Source organism: Salinirubellus litoreus (assembly GCF_037335815.1).
Classification (GTDB): Archaea; Halobacteriota; Halobacteria; order Halobacteriales; family Haloarculaceae; genus Salinirubellus; species Salinirubellus litoreus.
In genome coordinates, this window is record NZ_CP147841.1 from 208,344 (window position 1) to 227,894 (window position 19,551).

Here is a 19,551-nt window from a genome sequence, read left to right on the forward strand (position 1 = left end):
GCCACCTGCGGTGGACCCGGACGGCGGCGAGTACGGCCCCCCTCCGCGAACGGGGCCGGGTTCGAGGAGGGAAACGGGACTACTCCCCCGCGTGATCCGATCGGATCGGCGAGTTCACACGCGGGCGGTCGTCGGGGGGAGGACCGAGCGTGACCGGGTGACCGAGCCTGGTACACCACCCGTCGATGTTCGGAACACCCGTTCGTCCCGATATGCTCTCCCGGAGGTCGGTGTCCGGACGGAAGCGGACACCGGGAGCGATCGGACTCCCCTACCGGTGGGGCGGAGCGTCCCAGTCGTGCGGTATCTCGTCGGTGTCGTACGGCAGCCGCTCCTCGTCGGGGTCGTCGTAGTCGTAGAGGCGGGTGGGGTAGTTGACGACCGTCGCCCGGCCGTCGCCGATCGCCTCGTAGCCGTGCCAGCAGTCGCCGGGGACGCGGAGGAGCTGCATGTTCCCCTCGCCGATGACGTACGTGTCGAGCTCCCCCCGCGTGGGCGAATCCTCGCGGTCGTCGTAGACGCCGACCTTGATGCGACCGTCGGGGACGGCGAAGTGGTCGATCTGTCCACGGAGGTGGCGGTGCCACGCCCGGACGACCCCCGGATAGGTCACCGACACGTACGACATGGCGGGCTCGTCCTCGCCATCGTAGAACGCCCAGTCCGAGCGCCAGACCTCCGTGAGCGAGCCGCGGTCGTCGGCGTTGACCTGCAACTCGCGCAGTTCGACGTCGTGTATCACGGCCGGGGGCAGAGGCGGGAGGGGCTTACCTGTTCGGTTCGGGTGGGGGTCGGACGTCCCCACCCCCGTTCGTGTCCGCGTCCACCCGGCCACGGCGACGGCACGACGGACCGACGGCGTCCGACCGTCGAAGAGAAGTGCGAAGCGGGCTACCCCGGAAGTTCGATCTGTACGACGTCCGTCGGCCCGCAGTACGGACAGTCATCCTCCTCGGAAGCGAGGTTCGCCCCGCACTCGCGGCACTCGTAGATCTCCCGTCGCCCGTCGCCGAACACCGTGGCGACCCAGTCGGCGAGTCCCATCCTGTCGGTACTCCCCGGGAACGGGAGGTAAACCTGAGGCCTGGGTTCAATATACAATCCATGAAATAAATCCAAATACCGGGAGGCACGGGGTATAAATAGGTAGGAGAAGCGACCGGGCCGAGGCGGACACGGCCCGGTCGGCCGTCGGGCGGTCTGCGGATCAGACCAGCTCCGCCGCCTCCAGATACGCCCGGACGTAGGGGTGGAGGTCCTCGGGGAACGTCTCGAAGAGGCGGGCCTCGCCGTGCTGGTCGTCGAGGTCGAACTCGGTCGCGTCGGTGGAGACGAGGAAGCCGTTGGCGAGGTAGTGCTTCCCGCCGGCCGCCTCGACCTCCGCGTCGTCGTAGAGGTGTTCGTAGGCCCCGAGGGGCTCGACGATATCGACCTCGACGCCGAGTTCCTCGCGGGCGACGCGGTGGACGGCCTCGACCAGCCGCTCCCCCTTTCTCACTCGGCCGCCGGGGACGAACCACTCCCCTCTCGCCGGCCGGTTCGCCCGCTCGACGAGCAACACCCCGCGGGGCGTCTCCACGAGCAGATCGACCGAGACGATGGGGACGTTCCGGACGATCGTGGCCCACTCCTCCTCGGGTATCCAGTCGACGCGGCCGGGCATGGGTCGACCCGACGCGACGAGCCTATATGTCGGTCACGGAACCGTCCGTCCCGCGAACCCAATGACCGGGTCACATAGAGGCTCGGATCGGATGGCCCGTCCCCGCCGACCCGGTCAGTCCTGCCCCAGCCCCGCCCGGCGTTACAGCGTTCGGGGACGCGCGGGGCCGGACGAGAGTCCTTTAGTCCCCCTCGGTCCTGGGTAGTGTATGGACGACGCACCTGACGTCGGCGAACTGGTTCCACCGGATCGGACGCTCATGGGCCCCGGCCCGAGCGACGTCCACCCGCGGGTGCTCCGCGCGATGGCGACCCCGCTCGTGGGCTACCTCGACGACTACTACGTCGACGTGATGGACGACGTACAGGAGCTCCTGCGGTACGTCTTCCGGACCGACAACGAGCACACCCTCGTGATCAGCGGGACGGGGTCGGCGGCGATGGAGACCTCGTTCACGAACCTCCTCGAACCGGGTGAGACGGTCCTCGTGCCGTCGAACGGCTACTTCGGCGACCGGATGGGACAGGTCGCGGCCCGCGCCGGCGCGGAGGTCGTCACCGTCGACGCGCCGTGGGGCGAGCCGCTCGACCCCGCCGACGTCGAACGGGCGTTCGACGAGCACCAGCCCACGGTGTTCGGGTTCGTCTACGGCGAGACCTCCACGGGAGTGAGACAGCCGGACGTCCCCGAACTCACGGGCATCGCCCACGACCACGACGCCTACGTCGTCGCGGACACCGTCCCGGCGCTCGGGGGGGTCGAGTTTCAGACCGACGAGTGGGACCTCGACGTGGTCTACACCGGCTCGCAGAAGTGTCTCTCCGCACCGCCAGGCGTCGCGCCGATCACGTTCAACGAGCGCGCGATGGAGAAGGTCCGTTCGCGCGACAGCGAGGTCCGGTCGTGGTACCTCGACCTCGAGGACATCTGGGAGTACTGGGGCGAGGAGCGCAACTACCACCACACCGGCCCGACCTCGAACACCTACGCCCTCCGGGAGGCGCTCCGGCTCATCGCCGAGGAGGGGATCGAGGAGACCTGGGCCCGACACCGCCGGGTCGGGGGCGCGCTCAAGGCCGGCGTCGAGGCGATGGGGCTCCCCCTCGCCGTCGAGGAGGACCACTGGCTCCCGACGCTCAACCCCGTTCCCGTCCCCGACGGCGTCGACGACGGTCGGGTCACCGAGCGGCTCATGGACGAGCACGGCATCGAGATCGTCGGCGGGCTCGGCCCGCTCGGCGGGGAGATCTTCCGGGTGGGCTGCATGGGTCACTCCGCCCGTCCGGCGAAGGTCGCCGGGCTGATCGACGCGTTCGGGGCCGTCCTCGCCGACGAGGGGGCCGACGTCGATCCCGAGGCCGGGGCCGCCGCGACGAGCCGCGCGCTCCGGGACGGCGGGGCCTGATCGACTCGCTCCGACGGCGGGACCGTCCCGATCGCGGGCGGGGGCGCTTCACCGTTCGGCCGGACGGCGGGTCGTAACCGACGCTCGATTCTCACGGCGAAGTCTTCGACCGGTCCGCGAGCGACTGCGACGGGCAGCCGGTGGGCACGACCGACCCGGCCCGCGCAAGATTTTTGTGCGAGTGGAGTTACTCATGAACTGAGTAACTATGAAACCGAGCGTACCCGACGGGACGACGTTCCCGACCCCGGGTGAGACGGACCCGCGCCGCCGTTGGGCGGGTCGAGCGCCGCCCGCCCGCGGGAGCGGAACACTCAGGCCCGACCGCGGGGACCGTAACCCATGACCATCGAGACGGGGGTCGTCCTCGCCGCCGGCGAGGGGACGCGGCTGCGCCCGATGACGCACAACCGCCCGAAGCCGATGCTCCCGGCGGCGAACCGACCCATCCTCGAACACGTCCTCGACGCCCTGGTCGACGCCGGCGTCTCCGAGCTAGTCCTCGTGGTGGGCTACAAGCGCGACCGGGTCCAGGACCACGTCGGCCCCACCTACCGGGGGCTCCCGGTCGAGTACGTCGGCCAGGGGAAGCAGCTCGGAAGCGGCCATGCCCTCCTGCAGGCCCGCGAGGCCGCCTCGGGGTCGATGCTCGTCGTCAACGGCGACCGCATCATCGACAGGGGGATGACCACCAGCGTCGTGGAAGCGTTCGACGGCGAGACGACCATCGGCGTGGTCCGCGAGCACAACCCTGGCCGGTACGGCTCCGTCGAGGTCGAGGGCGACCGCGTAGTCGGTCTGATCGAGAACCCGGACGAGCCGACGTTCGGGTTCGTCAACGCCGGCATCTACGCCTTCACCGCCGGGGTGTTCGACCGGCTGGAGGCCACGCCCCGCACCGACGGGGAGCTCCCCATCACCGACACGGTCCTCCGGGAGGCCGAGTCCGAGGAGGGATCGGTCCGGGCGGTCGAGGTCGAGGGGCTCTGGGCCGACGCCACCTACCCCTGGGACCTGCTCTACCTCACCCGGCGGCTCCTGGAGGAGGGCCGGGTGAGCGGCACCGAACAGCACCCCGGCGTGTACGTCTCGGCGTCGGCCCGCGTCCACGAGACGGCGACCCTCCAGTCGCCGGTCGTGGTCGGCGACGACTGCGAGGTGGGCGCGGGAGCGGTCGTCGGGCCGAACGTCGCGCTCGGCCGAAACGTCACGGTGGGCGCGAACGCCACCGTCGTCGACAGCGTGATCGACACGGACACGCGCGTGGGCGTGGCCTCGACGCTCGTCGGGACCGTCACCGGGGAGAACGTCGATCTCGGGGCGGGAACGGTCGTCCCCGGGGGACCGGGTGACGTGACCCTCGAGGACCGCGTGTTCCGCGACCGCGACCTGGGCGCGGTGTTCGCCGATCGGGTCCGGACTGGCGGACGGGTCGCCGCCGACCCCGGGGCGCTCGTCGGGCCCGGGGCGCACCTCCACACCGGCGTGACGGTCGGCGGCCGCGTCGGAGCCGGCGTCGAGGTGACGCGCTGATGTGCGGCATCATCGGCTGTACCGGACGGGGCGAGGCGACGCTCGAGACGCTCGTCGACGGGCTCCGGAAGCTCGACTACCGGGGGTACGACTCGGCGGGGGTCGCCCTCTCCGGCGCGACCGGCGTCGACGTCGTCAAGAAGGCGGGCAAGCTCGACGCGCTCGTCGAGGCGCTCTCCGGCGAGCGCGAACGTCTCGACGGCACCGTGGGAATCGGTCACACCCGGTGGAGCACGCACGGCGCGCCGACCGACGCCAACGCCCACCCACACACCGACGCCGACGGACGGGTCGCGGTGGTCCACAACGGCATCATCGAGAACTACCAGTCGCTCCGCGACGAACTGGCCGATGCGGGTTACAGCTTCGTGAGCGAGACGGACACGGAGGTCGTCCCGCACCTCGTCGCCCGCGCGCTCGACGGCGGAGCGGAACCCGAGGCGGCGGTCCGCGAGGCCGTCTCGCAGCTCGAAGGCAGCTACGCCCTCGGCGTGGTCGTCGCCGGCGTCGACGCCGTCTTCGCCGCCCGGCGTGACTCCCCCCTCGTCCTGGGGCTCGGCGACGGCGCGAACTACGTCGCCAGCGACGTCCCCGCGTTCCGCGAGCACACCGACCACGTCGTCTACCTCGAGGACGGCGAGTTCGCCCGCGTCGAGGCCGACTCCTGGGTCGTGACCGACGCAGACGGCGACCCCGTCGACCACGAGGTCCACGTCGTCGAGTGGGACCCCGAGGACACGGGCAAGTCGGGGTACGAGCACTTCATGCTCAAGGAGATCCACGAACAGCCCCGGGCGCTCCGACAGGGGCTCCAGGGCCGCGTCGACGAGATGCGCGGGGAGGTCACCCTGGAGGAGTTCCCGTCGCTCTCGCCGTCGCGCGTCCACCTCCTCGCCTGCGGTACCTCCTACCACGCCGCGGTGTACGGTGCCCACGTCCTCCACTCCCGGGGGGTACCAGCGCAGGCGTTCTACGCCCACGAGTACGCCAGCGCGACCCCGCCGACCGACGACGCGCTCGTCGTCGGCGTCTCCCAGAGCGGTGAGACCGCCGACACGCTCTCCGCGGTCCGGGCCGCGAGGCGTCGCGGGGCCGAGACGGTCGCGCTCACCAACACCGTCGAGTCGACGATGGCCCGCGAGTGCGACCACCGGCTCTACATCCGCTCGGGGCCGGAGATAGGCGTCGCGGCGACCAAGACGTTCGCGTCGCAACTGGTCGCGCTGAACCTGCTCGCGCTCGACGTCGCACCCGGCGGGGACGACCGCGAGGCCATCGCCGCGCTGCGTGACCTGCCCGGCGATGTCCAGACGGTCCTCGATAGCTCGCGGGCCGCCGAGGTCGCCAGGGAGTACGCCGACGCCGACGCCTACTTCTTCATCGGCCGCGGCCCGCACTACCCGGTGGCCCTGGAGGGGGCACTCAAGCTCAAGGAGATCAGCTACGAGCACGCGGAGGGGTTCGCCGCCGGGGAGCTGAAACACGGGCCGCTCGCGCTCGTCACCGAGCGGACGCCCGTGTTCGCGACGGTCACTGGCGAGGACCAGAGCGCGAGGAAGACCATCGGGAACGTGAAGGAGGTCGAAGCCCGCGACGCGCCCGTCGTCGCCGTCACCGACGGCCGGACGGAGGTCGAACGGTACGCCGATCACGTCCTCGAGATCCCCGAGACCCACCCGCACGTCGCGCCGCTGCTGGCGAACGTCCAGTTCCAGCTCGTCTCCTACTACGTGGCGAACGACCTCGGTCGGCCCATCGACAAGCCGCGCCACCTCGCCAAGTCCGTCACCGTGGAGTAGCGGGCTCGAAACGGATCGACCTCAGCGACTATTTATTCACGCTACTGTCTACGTTACAGGCCACGGAGTTTATGCCACTACGCCCGTACGGACGTATCATGTACGCACCGAGACGCCGCCGAGGGGAGGGAGAGCGATGAGCCGGTACCCCCGTACCGTCCGCGACTCCGCGATCAAGTGTATCTCGTGTAACGCGCCCGTCGCCCGTACGGTCGACGACCGCTACGTCTGCGTCGAGTGCGGCGGTGCGCCGGTCCGGGACGCCGACTGACCCGGACGGACCTCGTCCCTCCGGTTTCGAGACGCCGTCCAGCAGCCGCTCCGGCGGTCGCTCCCCGACCGTCGGCCCCGGCCGTTCTCGGCTTCCTCACTTCCGACTCGTGGGTCCGGGGTCCCCGCGCCCCCTCAGGTGCCGACCGGTTCCCCAACCGACCTCGCGGTGGGATCCCATCGCGACAAAAGATTTTTACGGTAGCAGAGTTACTCACGAACTGAGTAACCAATGAGCATCATCGTGACGGGGGGGGACGGCTACATCGGGTGGCCGACCGCCCTACGGGTCGCCGCACGGACGGACGAACGGGTCGTGATCGTGGACAACCTCGCGCGCCGGAAGTGGGTCGAGGAGGTCGGCTCCCGGAGCGCCGTCCCCGTCGCGGGCATCGACGAGCGCCTCGACGCCGCGCGGGAGGTCCACGGCCTCGGCAACCTCTCGTTCGTCGAGGGCGATCTGACGGAGCGGTCGTTCGTCGACGAGCTACTGCAGGTCCACGAACCCAGCACGATCCTGCACGTCGCCGCCCAGCCCTCCGCGCCGTACGCCAACATGAACGGCGAGCGGGCGAACTACACCCAGCACAACAACATGCAGGCGACGCGGAACCTCGCGTTCGGCCTCGCCGAGAACGACATGACCGACACCCACCTCGTCGAGACCACCACCACGGGCGTGTACGGCGCGCCCGAGTTCCCCATCCCCGAAGGGGGAGCGGTGATGGAGAACGAGGGGGAACGCGACGAGGTGCCGTTCCCCGCGATGGCGGGATCGTGGTACCACATGACCAAGAGCCACGACGCCGCGAACCTTCGGCTCGCACACGGGCAGTTCGACATCCCCATCTCGGACGTGCGAACGGCCATCACCTACGGGACCGAGACCGAGGAGACCCGCGTGGACGACCGGCTGAAGACCCGGGTCGACTTCGACTACTACTTCGGCGTCGTCGCCCACCGCTTCGCCGCCCAGGCCGTCGCCGGCTACCCGCTCACGGTCTACGGGAAGGGCCTCCAGCGCAAACCGTTCATCTCGCTCGAAGACGCCGTCGAGGGGCTCGCCCGGCTCGCGACGATGGACCCCGACGACCGGCCGGACGGCCACGTCGTCTACAACCAGGTCACGCGACCGATCGCCATCGTCGAACTCGCCGAGACGATCCAGGCCGCGGGCGAGGACCTGGACCTCGACGTCGAGGTGACCCACGTCGAGAACCCCCGCGACGAGGACGAGGAACACGAGATGGAGATCGAGAACGACCGGTACATGGAGCTCATCGGCGAGCAGGCGATGACGTGGCGCGAGGGCGCGAGCGACGTCCTCGAGTCGCTCACCCGCTACCGGGAGACCATCACCGACCACGAGGACCGCTTCCTCCCCGCGGCGCTCCAGGACGAGGCCGAGTAATCCCGGAGACGTCCGCACCCGCCCGCGGTCGGGTGCCGGAGGTTCTCGTCGTGATCGCCCGGGCCGGTCGTAACGCCTTAACGTCCCCTTATCGACGACGAACTATGAGCGACGACGCCGACCTCCTCGTCACCGGCGGCTGTGGCTACATCGGGAGCGTACTCGTCCGGCTGCTCCGCGATGACGACCGCGTCTCGACGGTGACGGTGATGGACTCGCTCTCCTCGGGCTCCCCGCGGACGCTGATGGGGACCCTCGGGGACGATGACGTCCGGTTTCGGCGGGGGGACGTGCGGGAGTACGGCGACGTCGAGTCGGCGATGCGCGGGGTCGACACGGTGGTCCACCTCGCGGCGATCACCGGCGCGGACTCGACGCACGACCGCCGCGAGGAGACGTTCGCGGTCAACCTCGACGGGACGGAGAACGTGCTCCGTGCGGCCGGCAAGCTGGGCGTCGAGAACGTCGTGTTCGCCTCCTCCTGTAACGTCTACGGCCGGGCGACCAGCACGGACATCGACGAGACCGTCGAGCCCGACCCGATCAACCCCTACGCCGAGACGAAGCTCGAGGGGGAATCCCTCCTCCGTTCGTTCCGCGAGGAGCACGGGACGGACGCGACGGCCCTGCGGATGGCGACGAACTACGGGGACGCCCCGGGGGTGCGCTTCAACCTCGTCGTGAACTACTTCGTCTTCCGGGCGATGACCGACCGGGCGCTCACCGTCTACGGCGACGGGTCGAACTGGCGGCCGTTCATCCACGTCGAGGACGCGGCCCGCGCCTACATGGCGGCGGCCCTGAGTCCCGAGGACTGGCCGGAGCTCGTCTACAACGTCGGCGCGGACGCGGAGAACTACCGCGTCGGCGAGATCGCCGAGGTCGTCCGCGAGGAGGTCGGCCCGGTCGACGTCACCTACCTCGAGGACGAACACCCGGGGCCGTCCTACCACGTCGACTTCCGGCGGGTCGGGAGGACGGGCTACGAGCCGCGGTGGACGCTCCGCGAGGGGATACGGGACCTCGCGGCGCGGTTCAGGGGCGAGACGACGCTCGATCACTGAGGCTCCGCTGTCCGAGAGGCCCGCGTCAGGTGTGGTGAGGCGGGGGGACGTTCGCCCCCGTCCGAACCCGGAACCACACGCGGAGGCCGACTCCGAGCCTCGATACGTCCACGCGGACCTCCGGCCGGAGACCGCGGATACGGCTTCCCATAACGGATCTTATTTCTCCCGGAGACTGGCAGTTTAATCAACAACTAAATAACTGCCCCTCTACTCACCATCCGAGCATAGATGAGGGGGAGCGAGGTCGCAGCGATCGTCGTCTCGATACTACTGGTTCTGTCTCCGGCGGTCGCCGGGGTTACAGTCACGTCCGCCGCCGCGGCCCAGGCGGACGAGGTCCCGGGGGGCAGCGGGGGTGAGAACGTCACCCGGAATTCGACCGACGCGTCCACACAGGAGGACAGCGGCGGTTCGCTGCGGCTCGTCGGGGACGGCAGTAGTTCGCCGCCGAGAGGGGGCCCACCGTCCGGCAAGAAAGGTGGTCCGCCGTCCGACGCGGGGGTAACGAAGGTCGATTCCTGCCGCGTCATCGATTCGCCGGGGCGATACCAGGTCACCGGACAGCTGAACGTGGAGGGCGACGTCAGCGAACCCTGCATCCGGGTTACCTCGAGCGACGTCCGACTGTACGGTGAGCGGCGCGCGATCACGGAGAACGCCGCTGCGAACGGGACGGCGAACCTGGTCGGCGGGGAGACCTCGGGCGGGGCGGAGAGCATCGGTGTGTACGTCGCTCCCGAATCGGGGGAGTCGTCGATCCGGAACGTGATCGTGAGTGACCTCGTCGTGGAGGACTGGACGACCGGGATCCTGTTCGAGAACGTCGAGAAGGGGGCCGTCCGGAACAACATCGTCACCGGCAACCACGTCGGCGTCCAGGTGTACGGACGCCAGGCGTCCGAGATCACGCTGGAGGGGAACGTGCTCACCGGCAACGGACGGGCCGTCGCCATGGAGTGGGCCACCGACAGCCGCGTGATCGACAACGAGATCTCCGGTAACCTCAACGGCGTCCAGATCGCCGAGTCCTCGGACGTTCGCGTGGAGAACAACAACATCGACGCGAACCGGGGGAAACCCATCGAACTGGCGCGGAACAGCAGAGGCAACACGATCCGACGGAACGCGCTGCGGGAGAACGCCAACGGGCAGATAACCACCGATAGTAGCAGTAGAGGCAACCGGATATCGGCCAACGCGATCAGCAAGAGTGGGCGGGATACCCCGGTGTTCGCCTCGAGCGGGCTGATGGGGACCGAGAACAATCGCGCCAGGGGCGCAGAGCGGGGCAACGCCTCCGGCGGGGCGAAAGGCAACGCACGGGGAGCCCCGGGGAACCTGGGCGTCCCCGCCGAGGGGACCCTCGGCCAGTTCTCGATGGCGAACCCCGGCACGAACGGTGATCTGGCCGCGGCGTTCGCCGATCCGGGCTTCAACGGAACCGGTCTCTCGGTCGATCTCCAGAACCCGACGTCGCTGCAGTTCGGGCCCGACGACCGGCTCTACGTCGCCCAGCAGAACGGGCTGATCCGCGCGCTCACCGTCAATCGGGTCAACCAGACGCACTACAACATCACGGACGTCGAGAACATCACCGCGATCCAGGACGACATCCCCAACCACGACGACGACGGGACGCTCAACACCAACGTCCAGGACCGGCTCATCACCGGGATCCTCGTCACCGGCACCGCCGAGAACCCGGTGATCTACGTGCCGTCGAGCGATCCGCGGATCGGCGGTGGAGGGAACAGCGAGGACACCGGCCTCGACACGAACTCGGGGACCCTCTCGAAGCTGCAGTGGGACGGGTCCGAGTGGGACCACACGCTTCTGATGCGCGGGCTCCCGCGTTCGGAGGAGAACCACCACCCCAACGGGATGGCGCTCGACGAGGCCAACGACACGCTCTACATCGCGACGGGCGGGAACACGAACAAGGGCGCGCCGTCGAACAACTTCGTCTACCTTCCGGAGTACGCCCTCTCGGCCGCGATACTCTCGATCGACCTGAACCAGATCGAGGGGATGTCGACCGAGCAGAACGCCAACGGCATTCCGGTGAAGTACGACATCCCGACGCTCCAGGGCACGGAGGACCCGTTCGGTGGGCAGGGCGGATCCAACCAGGCCACCCTCACCGAGAACGGACCCATCGACGTCTACGCGCCCGGCTTCCGGAACGCGTACGACGTCGTCCTCACGCAGGACAATCAGATGTACACGGTCGACAACGGGGCCAACAGCGACTGGGGCGGGCCGCCCGTCGGCGAGGGCACCGACGGCACGTGTACCAACGAACCGAACGAGGACAACAGCTTCACCGACAACGACGAGCTGCACTACGTCAGCGGCGAGGGGTACTACGGCGGTCACCCCAACCCGACGCGGGGCAACGAGAACGTCTACCCCGGTGCCGTCTACTCGACCTACGACCGCCCCATCGAGTGTGACTACCAGTCGGCCGAGTCCGACGACGACGTCCTCGCGACGTTCACGTCCTCGACGAACGGGCTCGACGAGTACACGTCAACCGCGTTCGGCGGGGCGATGCAGGGCGACCTGCTGGCGGCGGGGTTCGGCGGTAACATCTGGCGGCTGGAGCTGGACGAGAGCGGGAGCGCCGTCACCTCGAAGACGTCGCTGTTCTCGAACTTCGGCAGCAAGCCGCTCGACGTCACCGCGCAGGGTAACGACGGGCCGTTCAACGGCACGGTGTGGGCCACGACGTACGGGAGTTCCTCGATCACGGTCTTCACGCCGTCAACGAACGAGGCCTGTCTGGGGACCGACGATCCCTCGCTCGACGAGGACGGTGACGGGTTCTCGAACGCCGACGAGATCGACAACGGTGCCGATCCGTGTTCGGCCGCGTCAGTTCCCCCGGACAACGACGGGGACGACCTGTCCGACCTCAACGACTTCGACGACGACAACGACGGGGTCTCGGACCTGGCGGACCCGTTCGCGATCGACGCGAACGACGGCCAGCAGCTCCCGGTGAGCTTCCAGTTCGAACCGGGTTCCTACGCGGGGACGCTGCTCGAGATGGGGTTCACCGGCGTCATGTCCAACGGCGAGGACAACTACCGGGACCTCTACGACACGAGCCGGCTCACGGCGGGCGGTGCTGCGAACGTCCTGTCGGTCGACAGCATCCCGGAAGGCTCCGCGTACGAGGCGAACAACGACCAGCAGTACGGGTTCCAGGTCGGCGTCAAGCCCGAGGGGAAGCAGTTCACGGCCCGCACGACCCTGAAGTCGCCGCTCCCGGACACCCCGGTCGACAACCAGTCCCAGGGGTTCTACGTCGGGACCGGTGACCAGGACAACTACGTCAAGCTGGTCGCCTCCGCCAACGGCGGGGACGGCGGGATACAGTTCGCGAAGGAGGTCGACGGGACGTTCGAGGTCGTCGCGGAGCCGACCGTCACGGACGTGACTAGTGCACAGACTCTCGACCTCTACATGACGGTCGACCCGGCGAACGACACCATCACGGCCGCCTACTCGATCGACGGCGGCCAGAACGTCACCGTCGGGACGACGTCGTTCCCGGGGGAGTGGGCCGCCGACCCGGACCAGGGTCTCGCGCTCGGAGTCATATCCACGTCGCGCGGGCCCGGTGACCAGTTCTCGGGAACCTGGAGTCGGCTGGTGGCGTCGAGCGGAACGCTCGCGACGGGCAACCAGCCGCCCACGGCCGACTTCGACTACTCACCCGTCTCCCCGGAGGCGGGCGAGACGATCGCGTTCGACGCCTCGCCGTCCAGTGACGTCGACGGCTCGATCCAGTCCTACGAGTGGGACTTCGACGGCGATGGCAGTACTGACGCGACCGGCCCACAGGTCACGCACAGCTACTCCGGGACGGGCACCGAGTCGGTCACGCTGACCGTCACGGACGGCGCGGGCGCCACGGACAGCTACACCGAGGAGATCTACGTCGAACCGGCCGGGACGGAGGACCCGGTCACCGCCCAGATCGACTCCTGCGGCGTCATCGACCGTCCGGGGACCTACACGCTGACGACCGACATCCAGGACAGTTCGGACACGCCGTGTCTCCAGGTCACCACCAGCGACGTGGTGATCGACGGGGCGGGCCACACGATCGACGGTGATACGTCCGCCAACGGCTCGGCGCACGTGGGCGTGCTGGTCGAGCAGCCAGGCACCGAGCCGGAGACCGTCCGGAACGTCACGGTCGAGGATCTGACCCTCACGGAGTGGAACACTGGCATCGCCTACCGCCGTGTCGCCGACGGTCAGGTGCGGAACAACGTGGTCAGCGACAGTATCACCGGCATCCAGCTGTTCGGCACGACCGCCAACACCGGCCACACCGTCACCGACAACACGGTGTACGACACCCGGCGGGGCATCGCCATCGAGGGGACGACCGACAGCCTGTTCACGAACAACAACGTCTCGGGGAACTACGAGGGGCTCTACCTGCTCGGCGCGAGCGGGAACACGATCCGGAACCACGTGCTCGAATCGAACACCCGTCGGGCGATCCAGCTCGACGGTTCGGGCCCCGACAACACGTTCCAGAACGTCGATCTCGGCCGGACGAACCTGACCTTCCAGGGCCGGAACGTCTCGGTCGCGTCGGCCTCGAACTCCCCCGACGACCCCGACGGGCTGGACAACATCGACAACTACGTGCGGGGCGAGGCGGTCGGTCCCGACGCGTTCCTCGATCTCACCATCCAGTACGCGGGAGTCGACGTCGCGAGTGTGGACGAGTCGACGCTCTCGCTGTGGAGCTACGACGGGTCCTGGACGGAGGTGAGCGGGGCGACCCTCGACGCGGGCGCGAACCGCATCAGCGCGAACACGACGCAGCTGGGCATCCTCGCGCCGCTTGCCGACGAGCCACCGGTCGCCTACCGGGTCAACAACGGCGGGAGCGAACTCGCCGCGCTCGACAGTTCGATCGACTGGGAGGCCGACACCAGCAGCGACCCCGCACCGTACCGCAACGACGCGGCCACCAACACCTACTCGACCCAGAACAGCATCAGCCTGGACGGGTCGGTGCCGGACGACACGCCGGAGGCGCTGTTCCAGACCGAACGGTACGACCCCGCCAAGGGCGCGGAGATGCAGTGGGAGTTCCCCGTCAACGCGGGCGAAACCTACGAGGTCAGGCTGCACTTCGCGGAGATCTTCGCCACCCAGAGTGACCAGCGTGTCTTCGACGTCTCCGTCGAGAATCAGCTCGTCCTCGACGACTACGACATCTACGCGGACGTCGGCCACGACGTCGGCGTGACGAAGGCCTACCAGGTCACCCCCGACAGCACCCTCGACGTCGACTTCGGCCACGTCGTCGACAACCCGAAGATCTCCGGCATCGAGATCGTCAAGCTCACGGACAACAGCAACAACCAGGTCCCGACGGCGGATATCAGCTACTCGGCGGCCGGCGAGACCGTCAGCTTCGACGCCTCGGGGTCGAGTGACCCCGACGGGTCGATCCAGTCCTACGCCTGGGACTTCGACGGCGACGGCACCACCGACGCGACCGGCCCGACCCCGACCCACACCTACGCGAGCGGCGGGGAGAAGTCCGTCACGCTGACCGTCACCGACGAGGACGGGGCCGCGGCGCTCGTCTCCGAGACGGTGACCCTCACGTCGACCAACCAGGAGCCGGTCGCGGACTTCAGCTTCGTGCCGGTGGGGCCGACGGTCGACGAGTCGACGACGTTCGACGGCTCGGAGTCGAGCGACGTGGACGGATCGATCCAGTCCTACGAGTGGGACTTCGACGGCGACGGCACCACCGACGCGACCGGCCCGACCCCGACCCACACCTACACGTCCAGCGGGATCAAGACGCCCGAGCTGACGGTCACCGACGACGACGGCGACAGCGACACGGTCACGCAGTGTCTGGCCGTCGCGCCCGCGAACGGCGGGACGGGGACCGACGAGGCGTCGGTCTCGATACTGCCGAACACCGGCATAAACTCGAGCACCTACAGCTCGGGTTCGTTCGCGGTGTCGAACACCGGCCAGACGGACATCACGATCGTCGAGTTCGACCTGAGCACGGGCAAGATGCCCGACATGGTGTTCGACCCGAACGGCACGGCCGGCGACAAGGTGGCGAAGGACTTCTCGGTCGACACCGAGGGCGGGACCGGGTACTCGTGTCACTCGCTCGCCCAGCCGCACGACGATGACCCCGAGAACGGCTACGACGTGCTCCGGGTCGCGTTCACCGACTTCGAGCCCGGCGAGACGTTCGAGTTCTCGATCGACGTCGACCCGTCGAGCATCAAGGGTGACGAGGCCCCGGGTCCGGCCGAGTCGGGGAGCGTCTCCGGCCTCGAACTCACCCGTTCGACGGTCTCGACGGGCTTCGAGAGCGGTACGACACAGGACGCGACACCGTTCAGCGACGGTAGCCTGGGCGGTTCGCAGGCCGTCGTCAAGACGGACGTCGCCGCCGCGCCGACGATCGACGCGTCCGGTGTGTCACTGCAGTCGACCACCCTGTCCGACAACCACACCGCGGCGACGGTGGCCGGGGCCGACCAGACGATCCAGGTGTCCGGCCCGGCCGGGGCGACGGTGCGCCTGCTCCGGCTGGAGGCCGGACTGTTCACCGAGGGCGTCCCGGACGGCGGGTACGACCTCGAGGCGTACGAGGGTAACAGCGTCATCGGTGTCTCCGAACAGCCCGCCACGATCGGTTCCGACGGTACCGTCGACGTGGGCGTGACGCTGACCAACTCGACCGACGCGGCCGGCCTGAACTACATCACCGCCGTCGTCGAGGACGCCGACGGGGAGACCGGGCTGGTCTCCAACGTCATCGTCCTCCGGTACAACCCGGACGCGGCCACCACGCAGCCACCCAGTGCGGAGTTCAGCTACTCGCCGACCTCGCCGACGACCGGCGAAACCGTCAGCTTCGACGCTTCGGGATCGAGTGACTCCGACGGGTCGATCCAGTCCTACGAGTGGGACTTCGACGGTGACGGCACTATCGACGAAACCACCTCGAGCGCGACGACTAGCTACACCTACTCGACCACCGGTGACAAGAGCGTCACCCTGACCGTCACCGACGACGACGGCGCCACCGACCAGACCACCCAAACGGTGAGCGTCGGATCGTCCACCACTGAGGACACCGTCGTCTACCGGCTGAACAACGGTGGCAGCGAACTCACCGCGTCCGACGGGTCGATCGACTGGGGCGCAGACACCAGCAGCAACCCCTCGACCTATCTCAACTCCATCGAGGACAAAACCTACTCGACGAGCGATAGCATCTCACTCGACAGTTCGGTGCCGAGTTCGACACCCACGACGCTCTTCCAGTCCGAACGCTGGGACCTGCCCGCCGATCCGGAGATGCAGTGGGACTTCCCCGTCGACTCGGGCGCGACCTACGAGGTCAAACTCCACTTCGCCGAGATCTACTACACCCAGGACGGCCAGCGCGTCTTCGACGTCGCCGTCGAGAATCAGGTCGTCCTCGACAACTACGACATCCACGCCGACGTCGGCCACGATACGGGGGTCACGAAGACCTACCAGGTCACTTCCGACAGCACCCTCGATATCGACTTCGGGCACGTCACGGGCAATCCCAAAGTCTCCGGCATCGAGATCGTCAAACTCTCGAGTGGAACCAGCAACCAGGCCCCGGCGGCCGACTTCAGCTACTCGCCGAGCTCCCCGACGACCGGCGAAACCGTCAGCTTCGACGCTTCGGCGTCCAGTGACTCGGATGGGTCGATCCACTCCTACGAGTGGGACTTCGACGGTGACGGCACTATCGACGAAACCACCTCGAGTGCCACCACCACCTACACCTACTCGAGCACCGGCGACAAGGCGGTGACGCTGACCGTCACCGACGACGACGGCGCCACCGACCAGACCACCCAAACGGTGAGCGTCGGGGAGACCACCACCGAGGACACCGTCGTCTACAGACTGAACAACGGCGGCAGCGAACTCACCGCATCCGACGGATCGATCAACTGGGGCGCCGACACCAGCAGCAACCCCTCGACCTACCTCAACGACGCGGTCACCAACACCTACTCGACGAGCGACAGCATCAGCCTGGACGGCTCCGTCGCGAGTTCGACGCCCACGACGCTCTTCCAGACCGAACGCTGGGACCCCGCCAAGGGCGCGGAGATGCAGTGGGACTTCCCCGTCACCTCGGGTGAGACCTACGAGGTCCGCCTCTACTTCGCGGAGATCTATCATACCCAGGACGGCCAGCGCGTCTTCGACGTCGCCCTCGAGAACCAGGTCGTCCTCGACAACTACGACATCCACGCCGACGTCGGCCACGACACCGGCGTCATGAAAAGCTACCAGGTCACGCCCGATAGTAACCTGGACGTCGACTTCAACCACGTCACCGACAACCCGAAGATCGCCGGCATCGAGATCGTCAAGGTCTCGAGCGGCACCAGCAACCAGGCGCCCAGCGCGGAGTTCAGCTACTCACCGACTTCGCCGACGACCGGCGAGACCGTCAGCTTCGACGCTTCGGCGTCCACCGACTCGGACGGCTCGATCCAGTCCTACGCCTGGGACTTCGATGGCGACGGCACCGTCGACAACACCACCTCGAGTGCCACCACCACCTACACCTACTCGAGCACCGGCGACAAGAGCATCACCCTCACCGTCACCGACGACGACGGCGCCACCGACCAGACCGCACAGACCGTCAGTGTCGGGTCGAGTAACCAGGCTCCGGCGGCCGACTTCAGCTACTCGCCGAGCTCCCCGACGACCGGCGAAACCGTCAGCTTCGACGCTTCGGCGTCCACCGACTCGGATGGGTCGATCCACTCCTACGAGTGGGACTTCGACGGTGACGGCACTATCGACGAAACCACCTCGAGTGCCACCACCACCTACACCTACTCGAGCACCGGCGACAAGGCGGTGACGCTGACCGTCACCGACGACGACGGCGCCACCGACCAGACCGCACAGACCGTCAGCGTCAGCGACACGACTACCGAGGACACTGTCGTCTACCGGCTGAACAACGGCGGCAGCGAACTCACCGCATCCGACGGATCGATCAACTGGGGCGCCGACACCAGCAGCAACCCCTCGACCTACCTCAACGACGCGGTCACCAACACCTACTCGACGAGCGATAGCATCTCACTCGACAGTTCGGTACCGAGCTCGACGCCCACGACGCTCTTCCAGACCGAACGCTGGGACCCCGCCAAGGGCGCGGAGATGCAGTGGGACTTCCCCGTCACCTCGGGTGAGACCTACGAGGTCCGCCTCTACTTCGCGGAGATCTATCACACCCAGGACGGCCAGCGCGTCTTCGACGTCGCCCTCGAGAACCAGGTCGTCCTCGACAACTACGACATCCACGCCGACGTCGGCCACGACACCGGCGTCATGAAGACCTACCAGGTTACGCCGGACAGCACCCTCGACGTCGACTTCGACCACGTCACCGACAACCCGAAAGTCTCGGGGATCGAAATCGTCAAACTCTCGAGCGACACCAGCAATCAGGCACCGGCAGCCGACTTCAGCTACTCGCCGAGCTCCCCGACGACCGGCGAGACCGTCAGCTTCGACGCTTCGGCGTCCACCGACTCGGACGGCTCGATCCAGTCCTACGCCTGGGACTTCGATGGTGACGGCACTATCGACGAAACCACCTCGAGTGCCACCACCACCTACACCTACTCGAGCACCGGCGACAAGGCGGTGACGCTGACCGTCACCGACGACGACGGCGCCACCGACCAGACCACCCAAACGGTGAGCGTCGGGGAGACCACCACCGAGGACACCGTCGTCTACAGACTGAACAACGGCGGCAGCGAACTCACCGCATCCGACGGATCGATCAACTGGGGCGCCGACACCAGCAGCAACCCCTCGACCTACCTCAACGACGCGGTCACCAACACCTACTCGACGAGCGACAGCATCAGCCTGGACGGCTCCGTCGCGAGTTCGACGCCCACGACGCTCTTCCAGACCGAACGCTGGGACCCCGCCAAGGGCGCGGAGATGCAGTGGGACTTCCCCGTCACCTCGGGTGAGACCTACGAGGTCCGCCTCTACTTCGCGGAGATCTATCATACCCAGGACGGCCAGCGCGTCTTCGACGTCTCCGTCGAGAATCAGGTCGTCCTCGACAACTACGACATCCACGCCGACGTCGGCCACGACACCGGCGTCATGAAAAGCTACCAGGTCACGCCCGATAGTAACCTGGACGTCGACTTCAACCACGTCACCGACAACCCGAAGATCGCCGGCATCGAGATCGTCAACATAAATAGCACTGCGTAGACTCCCGACGACCGCTACGGCTGGTTGGACTCGGGTCCCTGCCGGGGACTCGATACTCGCGTAACGTGATC

Annotated in this window: 10 protein-coding genes; 7 read left to right on the top strand and 3 right to left on the bottom strand. The window is 68.0% G+C overall.

Annotated features, from left to right (window positions below):
* Window positions 1-271: 271 nt before the first annotated feature.
* The 3 genes from WDJ58_RS01045 to WDJ58_RS01055 all read right to left on the bottom strand — a co-directional run bounded on the left by WDJ58_RS01045 (window position 272) and on the right by WDJ58_RS01055 (window position 1,663).
* Window positions 272-742 (bottom strand): dTDP-4-dehydrorhamnose 3,5-epimerase family protein, encoded by a 471-nt coding sequence (locus WDJ58_RS01045; protein WP_338915771.1) that lies wholly within the window; start codon window positions 740-742, stop codon window positions 272-274.
* 149 nt (window positions 743-891) lie between these two features.
* Entirely contained in the window at window positions 892-1,044 is a 153-nt protein-coding gene (locus WDJ58_RS01050; RefSeq protein WP_338915772.1) for a hypothetical protein, read from the bottom strand.
* A 163-nt stretch (window positions 1,045-1,207) separates the two neighbouring features.
* Window positions 1,208-1,663, bottom strand: coding sequence for an NUDIX domain-containing protein (locus WDJ58_RS01055; RefSeq protein ID WP_338915773.1), 456 nt, complete (start codon window positions 1,661-1,663; stop codon window positions 1,208-1,210).
* Between the two features lie 208 nt (window positions 1,664-1,871).
* Between WDJ58_RS01055 and WDJ58_RS01060 the strand changes: the two genes are divergently transcribed.
* From WDJ58_RS01060 to WDJ58_RS01090, 7 genes are all read left to right on the top strand, one after another.
* The gene (locus WDJ58_RS01060; RefSeq protein WP_338915774.1) at window positions 1,872-3,068 is read left to right on the top strand and encodes a pyridoxal-phosphate-dependent aminotransferase family protein; all 1,197 of its coding nucleotides are present in this window, start codon (window positions 1,872-1,874) and stop codon (window positions 3,066-3,068) included.
* Between the two features lie 342 nt (window positions 3,069-3,410).
* Entirely contained in the window at window positions 3,411-4,601 is a 1,191-nt protein-coding gene (locus WDJ58_RS01065) for a sugar phosphate nucleotidyltransferase (RefSeq protein WP_338915775.1), read from the top strand.
* Window positions 4,601-6,400: a glutamine--fructose-6-phosphate transaminase (isomerizing) gene (gene glmS, locus WDJ58_RS01070; RefSeq protein ID WP_338915776.1), complete on the top strand. Its 1,800-nt coding sequence runs from the start codon at window positions 4,601-4,603 to the stop codon at window positions 6,398-6,400. Before WDJ58_RS01065 ends, glmS begins: the two co-directional genes overlap by 1 nt.
* Before the next feature lie 136 nt (window positions 6,401-6,536).
* Complete coding sequence (locus WDJ58_RS01075; RefSeq protein WP_338915777.1) at window positions 6,537-6,671, top strand: hypothetical protein; 135 nt, start codon at window positions 6,537-6,539, stop codon at window positions 6,669-6,671.
* 231 nt (window positions 6,672-6,902) lie between these two features.
* A complete protein-coding gene (locus WDJ58_RS01080) occupies window positions 6,903-8,081 on the top strand; it encodes an NAD-dependent epimerase/dehydratase family protein (protein ID WP_338915778.1) in 1,179 nt (392 codons plus the stop codon).
* 104 nt (window positions 8,082-8,185) lie between these two features.
* A complete protein-coding gene (locus WDJ58_RS01085; RefSeq protein WP_338915779.1) occupies window positions 8,186-9,145 on the top strand; it encodes an NAD-dependent epimerase/dehydratase family protein in 960 nt (319 codons plus the stop codon).
* A 231-nt stretch (window positions 9,146-9,376) separates the two neighbouring features.
* The gene (locus WDJ58_RS01090; protein ID WP_338915780.1) at window positions 9,377-19,480 is read left to right on the top strand and encodes a PKD domain-containing protein; all 10,104 of its coding nucleotides are present in this window, start codon (window positions 9,377-9,379) and stop codon (window positions 19,478-19,480) included.
* Window positions 19,481-19,551 lie beyond the last annotated feature (71 nt).

Excerpts from the sequence above, each read along its gene's own strand:
- glmS (WP_338915776.1), top strand. The coding sequence starts at position 4,601 with ATGTGCGGCATCATCGGCTGTACCGGACGGGGCGAGGCGACGCTCGAG.
- WDJ58_RS01060 (WP_338915774.1), top strand. The coding sequence starts at position 1,872 with ATGGACGACGCACCTGACGTCGGCGAACTGGTTCCACCGGATCGGACG.
- WDJ58_RS01075 (WP_338915777.1), top strand. The coding sequence starts at position 6,537 with ATGAGCCGGTACCCCCGTACCGTCCGCGACTCCGCGATCAAGTGTATC.
- WDJ58_RS01055 (WP_338915773.1), bottom strand. The coding sequence starts at position 1,663 with ATGCCCGGCCGCGTCGACTGGATACCCGAGGAGGAGTGGGCCACGATC.
- WDJ58_RS01050 (WP_338915772.1), bottom strand. The coding sequence starts at position 1,044 with ATGGGACTCGCCGACTGGGTCGCCACGGTGTTCGGCGACGGGCGACGG.
- WDJ58_RS01090 (WP_338915780.1), top strand. The coding sequence starts at position 9,377 with ATGAGGGGGAGCGAGGTCGCAGCGATCGTCGTCTCGATACTACTGGTT.
- WDJ58_RS01085 (WP_338915779.1), top strand. The coding sequence starts at position 8,186 with ATGAGCGACGACGCCGACCTCCTCGTCACCGGCGGCTGTGGCTACATC.
- WDJ58_RS01080 (WP_338915778.1), top strand. The coding sequence starts at position 6,903 with ATGAGCATCATCGTGACGGGGGGGGACGGCTACATCGGGTGGCCGACC.
- WDJ58_RS01065 (WP_338915775.1), top strand. The coding sequence starts at position 3,411 with ATGACCATCGAGACGGGGGTCGTCCTCGCCGCCGGCGAGGGGACGCGG.